This window comes from Parasaccharibacter sp. TMW2.1882, from assembly GCF_023337635.1.
GTDB classification, from domain to species: Bacteria; Pseudomonadota; Alphaproteobacteria; order Acetobacterales; family Acetobacteraceae; genus Bombella; species Bombella apis.
In genome coordinates, this window is record NZ_NWUT01000001.1 from 1221964 (window position 1) to 1233853 (window position 11890).

The following is an 11890-nucleotide window of genomic DNA, read 5'->3' on the forward strand; positions in this document are numbered from 1 at the left end:
AAGAAAGTCTACGCCATGGATGCCATATCTCCCGACGCCCTGAAGCGCGTATCTTCAGCACTTGCCACCACTGCAGAAACCCTTTCTGCCTGGATGGAGCACAACAAGCCTCATGCAAGGGAAGGGAGAGAGGTGCGTGCTTGCCTGCGTGCTGCGCAGGCAATCGATCACACCGCTGATGCACCCCAGACAATTGCCGTTTATGGAGCCTCCCAGGCGGGAAAATCCTTCCTGACCGGCGCCCTGACCTCTCCCGAGACCGGCCCCCTCATCATCGACTTTTCAACTGACCACCAGCTGGACTTTCTGAGGGAAATCAACCCGCCAGGCGGTAAGGAATCCTCCGGTCTTGTCTCCCGCTTTACCGTAACCCCTCCCTCCCTCCCCACAAACGTGGGTGCGGACACACCGATTTGCGTCAAACTGCTCTCGGCAAGAGATGTGGTCTGTATTTTAGGGAATACCTATTTCAGGGACTTCAAGCTTACCGAAGATGCTGTTAAAACCACTGACATACTTGAAACCATAAAAAACATCATCCCACGCGAAAAAAACGATCCGCAGCAGGAACCATTTTTTACGAAAAATGATGTTGAAGCATTGCAGGATTATTTTAACAGCTCGTTCCTCTCTGAAAAAAGCTATACGCCATTTTCATCAGACGGGACTGATAATGAATATTGGGCTTTTCTCGCAGAGAACATATCTTCATTTGATCTCGATACAGCCATAAAAGCTCTTTCTCCATTATGGGGTGGTCCGAGCTCGCCTTTCACCGATTATGCGCACAAACTGCTCAAAGCCCGCTTCAGTCTCGACAGGGATGAACTGGCTTTTTGTAATCCCGATGCCCTGAACGCCCCCAATAATGGCAGCATACTGAATGTTGAAACCCTGTGGGGTCCGGGAGCCAGCATGAATACCGCCCTGAAATCCCCCAGTGGAAAACTGGTTGGAATGGGGCGTGACGTTGCAGCGGCCCTCATCTCAGAGCTTATTCTCCCCTTGAAGGCAGCACGGTGGGAGTTCCAGAAAAAGCGGATCGATTTACTTGACTTCCCCGGAGCGCGATCCCGTGGGGAATATCCATCACTCAGCAAGGCCACGAACATCCCCGAGCTTTTTCTCCGCGGGAAGGTCGACTATCTGTTCCACCTCTATAAGAGCAACAATGACCTGACATCTGTCCTGTTATGTATTGGCGACAGTAACCAGGAGGTCGTTAGCCTGCCGGCGATGATTGATGGTTGGGTCAACACGACCATTGGCGCTACGCCAGAAGAGCGCAGCACCCAGGATAACTCCTTATTTATCATCCTGACCAAATTCGACACGGCATTAGCCTCCACGCCAGGACGGCCAGATGATGGAGTTGAACGCTGGGACACGCGGCTCGACGCTTCTATCATCAATTATTTCAAAAACTCTCCCTGGCTTAATGCGTGGGAACCCGCCCAGCCAATATTCAATAACATCCAATGGCTGCGCTCCCCCTCCTATGGGGATACGATCTACGATCGCGATGCCCAGAAAAATGAAACTACCATGCTCCCTGGCTTCAAGAGCCGGCTGCCAAGCCTCAAAACAGGGTACGACAGTTCAGCAAAAGTCAGAACCTACATCAGGAACCATGACAAAGCCTTCGATGCCGTACTCAAGCCCAATGATGGCGGTGTCAGCTATCTTGCCGAGCGTCTCCTTCCTCTCGCAGAAAAAGATATCAAGACCAGCAAGCTGTATCTGAAGCTGCGCAGGATACTCCAGAACCTGCAGGAGACAGGGAAGAAATTCTACTTTGACAATTCGCAGGAAGCCGTTCACGCCGAAGCAGAGCGCTCCGTGGATAATTTCATCAGGGCAACCTGCCTCCCTCTCGCCCAGAAAGGACGGTTTGGCGTACTGCTCCAGCAACTCTCCCTCAGTGCAGAGCTTGTTACTCGGGAATGGATTGCCTTCAACAAAACCAAACCGCAGACCACTCACCAGGAAATTCAGTTACTTGAAAGTCTCCTCTCACCCTCTCCAGCCGAGAAAAACGTGTCCGCTGACGCTGCACCAGAGGAAGATGATTTTGACCGTTTCGCCGCACATATCCTAAAATATTGGGAAGACCATTGCCGGGAGAAATTCTCTTCTGACAACATGAGTACCGAAAGGGAACGAAACTGGCTTCATGTCAACAACGATGCCTTCTCGCCTTTCCTGGCACAACTTTTCAAGTTGGCTGAAACGAACAATCTGGCTGGAGACATTGCCAACATTTTGCGCAACACATGTAAAAATGTCAGCAAGCTTGTCCAGAATGGCGAAAAACCTGGAATCCTTACAGCCGAGACCATCAGCAATTTTGTGACATGGCTCGGATATCCCCCCGTTGACAAAAAGGACGCCCCAGCAAACCGGCCGGTTCGTAAAGAAACGGGTATGCCAATCTTCCTTCTTCCCGAAGATCCAGCCGGGAAGCTCTATCCAGATCTTCCGAACATAGGCAATAGCGGCGTACTTTTCCTCCTGGACTGGGTCACCGCATTGAAGGCCCGTTTCCGGGAAGCCGGTCCGCAGTATGACGTGGAGGAGAATGCCAAGCTGGGCCAGTACCTGGAGACACTGAGCAGGCTCGACAATGCACATGATAACGGGAAAGACATAAACAGATGAATCAGATTACCCTTGCCGACAAAGCCATTCCATTACAAGCAGAGATGACTCTTGGCCTGGTCATTGCATCGGGTGACGTCTCGACGCAACAGAACGTCACTGTGCAGGTTGACGACACATTCCTGCCGGATTGCGCAATAATCTCGCATGACGGGCATATGGTCATTGCCCTTCTTCCGCGCAAGCAGGCCGAAGCCTGCATTGACCCGCTGGCCGCTTCCGCTGTCAGTATTCCGGCGCTCGGCATAACAGAAGCAGAAATCGACTGGGTTGGCTTCCCTGCGAACAGACAGCCCCAGACGGCTTCACAAATCCTGCAAATGGCATCGGAGACAGAAGAAGAGCAATCCCAACAACAGGCAGCCTTCTCTCCGCCTCCTGCCGCCCCCCCCGAAGCCGTGCCTTTTCCACCACCTGATGCAACGACCACCCAGCATCCTGCCGACGGGACGCCTGAAGACAAAAAGCCGGAGGATGCACCCGAGACAACGCAAGCGATGGATAAAACGCCTTCCTCCTCCAGGAAGAAGGGACTGCTCATCCCGGCAGGGGGGGCAGTGATCGCACTCTGTCTTGCCACGGCAGGAGGATGGTTCTGGTTTCACAAACCATCTTTTCTCGCAACGCCTGCTTACCAAAACATGAGTCCGGCAGATGCCGTCAAGCAGCTGGTCACCCCGGCTGCCATTGGTCAGGAGGGGTGGCGACGTATCCGTGCAGGCCAGGGTGACGCAGGACTGCGGCTGCTTGGGTATGCAGCAACCAAACATGACCCGGTCTCCCTCCAGAGAATGGGAGAGCTGTATGATCCTGCCAGGTTCCGTACCGACGGCCCCATTCCTCAGCCCAATCCCCGGGAGGCAGCACGCTACTACCGCGAGGCCCTTCTCGCAGGAAATCAGGACGTTCGCAGTGAACGGGACAGCCTGCTCGCAGCCCTTCGCAAGAAAGCCGAAAATGGCGACCAGGAGGCCGCTTTCACCCTTCAGGAATACGCACGATGACCCCAACATTTCTTTCTGCCAGCACGCTGTTCTCCTTTTCTTCCAAAAAAGCCAGGATCATCACAAGACTGATGGGGTCCACCCTGTGCGGAATAATCGCCCTCACCGGGCAGCACGGCTTTGCCGCTCCTTTGCTGCAAAGGGCAGGGGGCACTCTTTATCAGCAAATACTTACACAGCCTGGGGCCATCATCACGCCAGATGAACACACCGAACAGGGCACCCCTTCTCCAGGATTTCTGGCCTATTACGTCTTTGCCAGGGCGAATGACAAACTTCAGATTGGCAGTACGAAAGATCATCCCAATGGCTGGATCAAGGCATCCCAGACACTCAGCTGGAATCATCGCCTGAATGCCCAGTTTGCTCCGCTGGCAGGTCGATCGCGCGCCATCTTCATGAGCACCCGGCAGGCCGAAGAGAATCTGCTGAATGGGAATGACCCTGCCGCCGATGCCCGGGCCATCCTCAGCGCCGGAGATCACCAGCCTCCCAACAGCCAGGCTGCCGCACTGGAACCTGATGCCTGGATTGATCAGAAAAAACATTTTTATCTGCTGCCCATCCTGGACGCACATAATAGCGAGCCCGATTATACCGGTGCCATGCTGATGCACGTCGCCGGGGCCACCTTGCCTCCCCCCCACGAACAGAAAAGCGACGCAGCACCCCCATTCCGCGCAGGTCTGGTCTTTGTCATTGATACGACACAGAGCATGCAGCCTTACATCGAGCAAACTCGCAATGCCATCAATGACATTGTCTCACAGATCAACAACGCTCCCCTGGGACACAATTTCCGTTTCGGGCTTGTAGGCTTCAGGGATCAGTCCAGAAAGGATGATCCCAGACTTGAATATGCCTCAAAAATTTTTGCAACTCCCGATTTCACCCAATCGAGCGATGCCATCACCAGTCAGATCGCTTCCGTCAACGAAGCACATGTCTCCTCCTTCGGCTTCGACGAAGACCCCATCGCTGGCCTGAAAACTGCCATAACGGATATTGACTGGTCCTCCATGCAAGGCCGCTATATCATTCTGGTAACCGATGCCGGTGCCCGCGATGAACACAACCCTCTAAGTTCAACCCACCTTGGCATCACCGACCTCAACCGTTTGGCCGAAAAACACGATATTGCCCTCTTCGTGATCCATCTTCACACACCCGCCGGGAAAAAGTTCAACGATACTGACCGGGCAGAAGCGCAATACCGAACTCTCTCGGCATTCCCGAATACGTCCAGTCTCTATTATCCCGTCGGTAATGGTACATCCGATAATCTGACGAATGATTTCAACCTCGTTGTCCGACAACTGACACAGGCGATTCTGACTCAGGCAAGTCACATTTCCGGTCAACATGGCAGCCAAACGACACCTGAGGGCCCCTCCAATGACCGCATGGCCATTGTAGAGCAGGCCATGCGTCTGCGCTACATAGGCCAACGTGACAATGCCAGCCTTCCGCCCATGATCGAAGGCTATGTTGCAAGCACCGATCCTGTCAGCAATAAAACTGCCTTGCGCGTCAATTTGTTGATGAAGCGAAATGAAATGAGCAATCTCGCCTCTTCGCTTGAAACCATTCTGGACCAGGGTGAACAAAGCCAGCTGGCTCCCGAGCAATTTTTCCAGCGGCTGCAATTTGCCTTCGCAGCCTCGGCCCGTAATCCGGATGCCCTCTCACATGATGGCGATGCCGCCCATGGAACACTGGGCAGCCTGCTGCCGGAATATCTGAATGGCCTTCCCTATCGGTCTCGGATTGCCCAACTCACCCAGGAGCGCTGGAATAGCCTGAGCGCCGGGGAACAGGACGCCATACTCAGCGACCTGCGTGCGCTTATTGAACGCTACAAGCTTTATGAAAGTGATACGGACGGCTGGCATTCCATCAACGGGGGCAATGATGAGGATGAAAAAGTTTATTCCGTAGGGTTGGATGACTTGCCTTGAACACAGCCCCAACCATGGTTCAGAGTGAAAGCTGTCCTGCCGATCCCCCCCTTCTCCACGCCGAAGCCTTGACCTGGCAGGCACCGGGGGGGGATTTTACGCTCGAGATCCCCTCATTGACACTGCACAAGAGAACATGCCTCGGGGTTATCGGACCATCAGGATGCGGGAAAAGTACACTGCTTGGTCTACTTTCGCTCGCCCTTCTTCCAACAAAAGTTCGTTGCCTCTCTTTGCTCGAGAGGCAGCTCGCCCCTTATCTTTCACCCGGGTCACACACCACAAACCGCAAGCGTGAACGGCTATTCACTACATTACGGGCCAAGCATGTCGGTTTCATTCCGCAAACCGGCGGCCTTCTGCCGTTCCTGACAGCGCGCGAAAATATTGCCCTCGCTTTGAATGTGCTGGAAACTCCCCCCTCCGGGCAGAGTGCTGGGCACATCGACATGCTTGCCGAGCGGCTCGGGATCATATCCTGCCTTGAAAAACTGCCCTCTCAATTATCTGTCGGTCAAAGGCAGCGTGTTGCCATCGCACGTGCCTTAATTCACACACCCCCTATCCTTCTGGCTGATGAACCAACAGCTCCCCTTCACCCTTCCCAGGCTGCGATCGTCCTGGATCTGCTACGCAATTATGCAGAAACACAAAACGCCGGCGTCATTGTAGTAAGTCATGACATAGACGCCCTACAGAAGGCCGAATTTTCACTGGTTCAGGCTCAGATGAAAGGGAATAAAACTATCATCCACAATTAACAATTTTCATATATAACTTTCTCTAAAGGAAACGCTCATGCCGTCCCGGGGTCACACGCACTTTCGTCACCTTCTTCTTGCCTGTCATCTAGCCTGGCAGGACCTTTTTTCCAATAAAATACTTGCCCTGTGTATTGTAAGTGGTCTTGCCAGTACTCTGCTGCCCATGTTGCTCCTTGCAGGATTGAAGGCAGGTCTCGTTGATCATATGCAACAGACTCTGCTGCACGACCCCTCGGCATTGGAAATTTCAAGCGCCCGAAATTATCCTTACTCCGAACAACAACTGGAGGCCTTGAGAACCGACAAGAGAGTGACCTTTCTCCTTCCCAAAACACGCACACTCGCCGCAAGCGTACGGTTACAGGCAACCAACACAACGTCAGTATTCGAGGGAACAGACGCCGAACTTCTTCCATCCTCTCCCGGAGATCCTCTTCTGGGAAAGAGAATTGAAATACGCCTGGCAAAATTACATGCGCAGATTTCATCTCCAGATATCCCTGTTGTCATGTCCGCCCATCTGGCAGAACACATGCACCTTCAACCCGGGGACACCTTCGTCATGCTCATTGACCGACATGCCGCAGGCGCTGCAAAAATGGCTCGCATACAATTAAACGTTGCTGCTATCGCAGACGAGACCGTTACATCCCGCTTCCAGCTATTCGTGTCACTTCCTGTAGCGCAAGCGGCCGAAGAATGGCGCGAGAACACCAACCTCTCCTCCTGGCAGGAAGCCCTGACCCTGGGCGAACAAAAAGCAGCTGATTTCCTGAAAGCACGTACACCAAAGGCAACATGGCCCGGCTTCAGACTTTATGCGCGTTCACTATCTGACGTCATCACATTGGACAGAGATCTGACACATCAGGGGTTAAGCATAACCAGCGAGCTTCCCCGTGTTAAAACCATTCTTAATATCAATCAGCAAACAACACATCTTTTTCATCTCATGGCTTATATCGGGGCCATAGGCTTTGCCGTTACTTTGGGTACGGCCATCGCAGCGGAAACTGAACGAAAGAAATTCCATCTCGCAAGCCTGACATTTCTTGGACTGAATAACGCTCGTATCATCCCTGTCGTGCAGACCATTCTCCTGGCCACTGGAGGAACCTGCCTCGCCTTTTGCATAGCCTGGGGATTAAGCTGGCCCATGAATCGCATACTTCACAACACGTTTCTACAAGACGAAACGTCAGCCTCCTCCATAAATATTACAATCGCCTTTGCCTTGCAGCTAGTTGCTTATATCATCCCAGGATCGACCATCATGGCCTGGGCAACAACACGCTCCCTGCACCGGGTTTCACCATGGCAAGGCATATGCAACTCCTGACAGCCTGTCATCATGATTGACATGCCTTTATAAGCAAAGGACCACCAATGTCTTATTTACATTTCACTACAGCAACAGAATTTTTAGCATTACGGAAACCATCCCTGCGCATCATGCCTCAACTTCGCCCATCAGCGCCCGTCTTTGTCTTGTCAGCCCTGCTCTGTACAGGTCTCTCCAGCCACACAGCACGGGCACAGTGCACAACCTCCACTCCAGCACAGGTCAGCTGGAACAAAGCCATCTATGACCCCAAGCCTTCACCAGATTCCGATGCCGAGGAACTGGTTCTTCCCATGCCCTGCGGAGGGGCCATGGTTTTTCGCCGTGTTGAAGTACAACCTACATCAGCCAGCACAGGAGATGCCGCTTTCATGGCAAACCGGCGGATCACAATTGGCCAGGCCATGGATTTGAAAAGTACTCAGGCCTCCCATAGCAATGGCTATAACCTTTTCATACATGAAGCCAATCTTGCCGCTCCCTTTACTGATAAAAATCAGCATCCTGTCTACTATATCGGAAAATATGAGGTAACCGCGGCGCAATATAAACTTGTCATGGAAGGTCAGGGGGCTCCTCCCCCTCAGCGCAGGAATTTTCCTGCCAGCAATATCTCCTTCCTGGAAGCACAGCAGTTTGCAGAGAAATGGACGAGCTGGCTCATGAAGAATGCTCCTGACCGTCTGCCGAAGCGAGGAGACAAGCCCGGCTTTATTCGCCTGCCAACTGATGCTGAATGGGTTTTTGCCGCTAGTGGAGGGATCAAGAACAGTTCCCTGAACACACAACCTGCCCCTTGGCCACAACCGGGCAGCGATTGCCAGAATCAGATTGATGATTGCATTGTTGGCAGCAGTCAGGGGATTTCTACCGATCATGGCGTCATCCCCAAACCGATTGGATCACTCAATATAGCCAATCCCCTCTCCCTGTACGATATAGTCGGCAATGTCAGTGAGATGGTTCTTACACCCTACCAGATGAGGGCTTACCTGCATTACTGGAACCAGGGACTTACAGGCGGGACGCAAGTTTTCGGAGGCAGTGTCCTGAATTCCGCCAGAGACATTTCCAGCGCTTATCGTGCGGAATTTGCCCCTTATGACGACAATGGAGACGCAAAGCGTGCTCCTGAGGTCGGGTTCCGTGTTGTCATCGGTGCCATGACAATGAATAGCCTACAGGAAGCTTTGAAAGCACAAAAAGGGTTCGCTGCGCTGGTCAATGATGCTGCCAACGCTGATACCAGCAAGGTCAAAGAAGAGCATGCCAACGAAAACGATGCTCTCAAAAACCTCCAGTCTGCCCTGAGCCAAAGTGACCAGAACAAAGCTGAGCTACAAGCCCGTCTTACCCAATTGAACCAGGCTATGGAGGCTGCACGGGAGGCACAAAATCAGGCCAATGCAGAACGTAACCAAGCTGACCTGGATAGCGCTGTCGCCAACCTGACTACTCTGTTGACACTCAGCAAGCAGATCGCCTCGAACAGGATTGACATTGTCAATTATACGGCTTTCGTCAATGATCCTGACAATGCCCGTAACCCCAATCTGAGCATCTATAAAACCTCCATCTCGACAGAACAGGTTTCGCTTGATGATACAGTGAACGCTTACCTCGGCCTGTTAAAAACAGTATCCCGCAATAGTCAAAGGGATACCCGTCTGGAGGATGCCAAGACCATCATAGTAAACAATCTCAAAAATAATTATAAAGACCTTCCCCTTTCCAGGCGCCTCGACTGGCTAGACATAGCCATACAAAATACAAAAGACATATCCTCCGGTAAATCCCTCGATGCTGAGCGGGATATTATTGCAAAAATAGAACAGGCGGCTCATATGCATTATTATAACAGATAAGGAAAAAGCACAGGGATACTTCATATCCCTGTGCTTCCATAAAACTAGCAAAAACAATTTAAAATATTTTAAAGTGAATGAGTTTCAGCAGATTTCTTGTTGAGTTCGTCAACTTTAGAAGCATATGCTGCATTATCTATTTTAATGCTATAATCGAAATGACTCTTTATCTGAGACACATTCCTGATTTTTTCAATCAACTCTTTCATTTTATCGGAATCGCCATCAGCTTTTGCCTGATCATACTGCTGCTGCAGGGAAGCCTCCTGTCTAAGAAGATCATCACGCTGCGCTTTTTCCTTAGCAATCTTCTGTTGTAGCTGCGCCATTTCCTGACGTAGTACGGCAATCTGCTGATTGATGGACATTAGATGAGCATCTTGTATCTGAACAGCCTGTTCCTGCACGCTACGCTCATTTGTCAAAGCCTTTGTTCTTTTCTGGTAGCCTCCCCCAAACGAACAAGCCATCTGGGTAAACATTTCATCCTGTTTATTCGGGTCACAATCTGCTGCTGAGCAACCAGCCAAAAACAGCATAAGAGATGCTGTTGAGAGAGATACATACAATGAGCGTCTCTTTAATACCTTAACAATCATAACATACCCCCTTTCATACAGAAAAACGCCTAGTAAAAATAATATACTAGGCGTCCTATCAAGAAAGGGAGCATATAAATATATGCTCCCTTCAAGATATATAATTTCAAATATTAATCGCCATTATTCTGAGCATTAGACTTTGCAAGCGCATCGCTCTTGGTCTGCTGCAGTTTGTTAGCCATTGCCTTATATTCCGCTACACGCTGCTTCTCATTTTCCAAAACAGCATTTTTACGAGCAATAACCTGATCCTGGGCTTTCGCAGCATCGCCTTCAAGACCATTTTTCTTGGCGACTGCTTCATCATAAGCCTTCTGGGCTTTCTGCACATTCGCCTGAGCAATACGCAGCTTTTTCTTGGTCGTGGCAATTTCAGCGTTCAAACCATTTTCCACAGCCTTCTGCTGCTCATTATTTCCCTTGGCTTGAGCATGCAACGTCTGAAAAGCCAGGCCAGCACCGGCACCAATCAAGGCACCTTTCTTCCCCCCGGCAACTCCTCCAATGGCGGCACCGTTGGATGCAGTCCCTGCATTTTCGATATCACTCAAGAATCCTGCATAACTACTCTGTGTCGAAAACGCAAAAACGGCACATGCTGTTATCGCAAAAATAGAACGACGCATACTCTGAAATCCTTCTTTAATGTTCCTGAAATATCAGGTACAGCATCATGCTATCATTGTTTTATGTTAACACAAAATTTTATATTTTGACTCAAATAGAAGGTTAAATGCAGAATCAGACACTTGAAAGAAATTCTCTGGACAAGTCTGAAAGAATAAAGAACAGTGACAACCCACTACGGCGAGGGCATCCTTGCGACGGAAGCCGGTGCCCCCCTTTCATACCGTTCCTCCATATTCAGAAAGAACACGGAGAGAGTATCTCCCTAGGCAACTCTGATTTGGGCAACCAATCAGCCCACTGGCCGAAAGTTACGAAAGCCTGGACATGAAAAAGACACAGTTTTTCGGCTACACAGCCATGACATTGGCTGGCACCGAAGCGCAATCTATGGCGATATCCCTGTTTTCAACGGAGCCTTCAAGGCAAAAGAAGAATACGCCTTAGAGTTCCAATCCGATCCCTGACAGGAAAAGCATTTTCCAGAAATGATGGTGAAAAGAATAACCGAACAGCATCTTCCCTAAGGGAAGATTTCATACACGACACGGTTCAATCTAGTTAGAACGGCTGACACTGTTCATGGTTTTCTAAAAGGAAATAGGCCATGGATCACAAGAAAAACCCACTGTTTCGATCTGCGGCCTAATCCTGAAATCCCATTTCATTCAATTCCTTGATGACAGGAACAAGCTGCCAAGCATTAACTATTTTAGTTCCAGACCTACGCAGATCATAGTCTTATCCGACAGCCTACCTCAGAAAAGCTTACACTTCTCTCAAATGGCGTTGAATGGCCCTTATATGCGCATGATAGCAAGCAATCGCCAAATCAGCCATTCTAGGGAGATTACAAGTTCCCTTTATTCATGACAGATGGTTGGGGAACGTGTGGACCCACGGGAGGAGCATGGCTATCTGGTTATTTCTGATTTTGTGGGTATGGATGCGGGGGTAGGATTTGAACCTACGACCTTCAGGTTATGAGCCTGACGAGCTACCGGGCTGCTCCACCCCGCGTTGGTGGGTGGTTTTTATGGGGGTGGGTGAGCGAGGGGACCTGGCGGCGA

8 protein-coding genes and 1 tRNA gene are annotated in these 11890 nt (G+C 50.8%); 6 read left to right on the forward strand and 3 right to left on the reverse strand.

Features of this window, described 5'->3' with window-relative positions:
- The first annotated feature begins 15 nt into the window (after positions 1–15).
- Genes CO583_RS05565 through CO583_RS05590 form a run of 6 tightly spaced genes read left to right on the forward strand, consistent with a single transcriptional unit; the run spans position 16 to position 9591 of the window.
- A complete protein-coding gene (locus CO583_RS05565; RefSeq protein ID WP_248630785.1) occupies positions 16–2658 on the forward strand; it encodes a virulence factor SrfC family protein in 2643 nt (880 codons plus the stop codon).
- The gene (locus tag CO583_RS05570; protein WP_248630784.1) at positions 2655–3662 is read left to right on the forward strand and encodes a hypothetical protein; all 1008 of its coding nucleotides are present in this window, start codon (positions 2655–2657) and stop codon (positions 3660–3662) included. Before CO583_RS05565 ends, CO583_RS05570 begins: the two co-directional genes overlap by 4 nt.
- Positions 3659–5620 carry a vWA domain-containing protein gene (locus tag CO583_RS05575; RefSeq protein WP_052349235.1) on the forward strand — a complete coding sequence of 654 codons (1962 nt, stop codon included), beginning with the start codon at positions 3659–3661 and terminating at the stop codon, positions 5618–5620. Before CO583_RS05570 ends, CO583_RS05575 begins: the two co-directional genes overlap by 4 nt.
- On the forward strand, positions 5617–6381 hold the full coding sequence (locus CO583_RS05580) for an ABC transporter ATP-binding protein (protein WP_249103215.1): 765 nt from the start codon (positions 5617–5619) through the stop codon (positions 6379–6381). The genes CO583_RS05575 and CO583_RS05580 overlap by 4 nt, the downstream gene beginning before the upstream one ends.
- Before the next feature lie 37 nt (positions 6382–6418).
- Positions 6419–7723 (forward strand): hypothetical protein, encoded by a 1305-nt coding sequence (locus CO583_RS05585; RefSeq protein ID WP_248630782.1) that lies wholly within the window; start codon positions 6419–6421, stop codon positions 7721–7723.
- A gap of 47 nt (positions 7724–7770) precedes the next feature.
- Complete coding sequence (locus tag CO583_RS05590; protein WP_248630781.1) at positions 7771–9591, forward strand: SUMF1/EgtB/PvdO family nonheme iron enzyme; 1821 nt, start codon at positions 7771–7773, stop codon at positions 9589–9591.
- Positions 9592–9659: 68 nt separating this feature from the next.
- Here the strand turns inward: CO583_RS05590 and CO583_RS05595 are convergent, their stop codons facing one another.
- From CO583_RS05595 to CO583_RS05605, 3 genes are all read right to left on the reverse strand, one after another.
- Positions 9660–10190 carry a hypothetical protein gene (locus CO583_RS05595; protein ID WP_248630780.1) on the reverse strand — a complete coding sequence of 177 codons (531 nt, stop codon included), beginning with the start codon at positions 10188–10190 and terminating at the stop codon, positions 9660–9662.
- Positions 10191–10303: 113 nt separating this feature from the next.
- Positions 10304–10819 carry a hypothetical protein gene (locus CO583_RS05600; protein ID WP_146046929.1) on the reverse strand — a complete coding sequence of 172 codons (516 nt, stop codon included), beginning with the start codon at positions 10817–10819 and terminating at the stop codon, positions 10304–10306.
- A 944-nt stretch (positions 10820–11763) separates the two neighbouring features.
- Positions 11764–11840: transfer RNA gene (locus CO583_RS05605), tRNA-Met, on the reverse strand.
- Positions 11841–11890 lie beyond the last annotated feature (50 nt).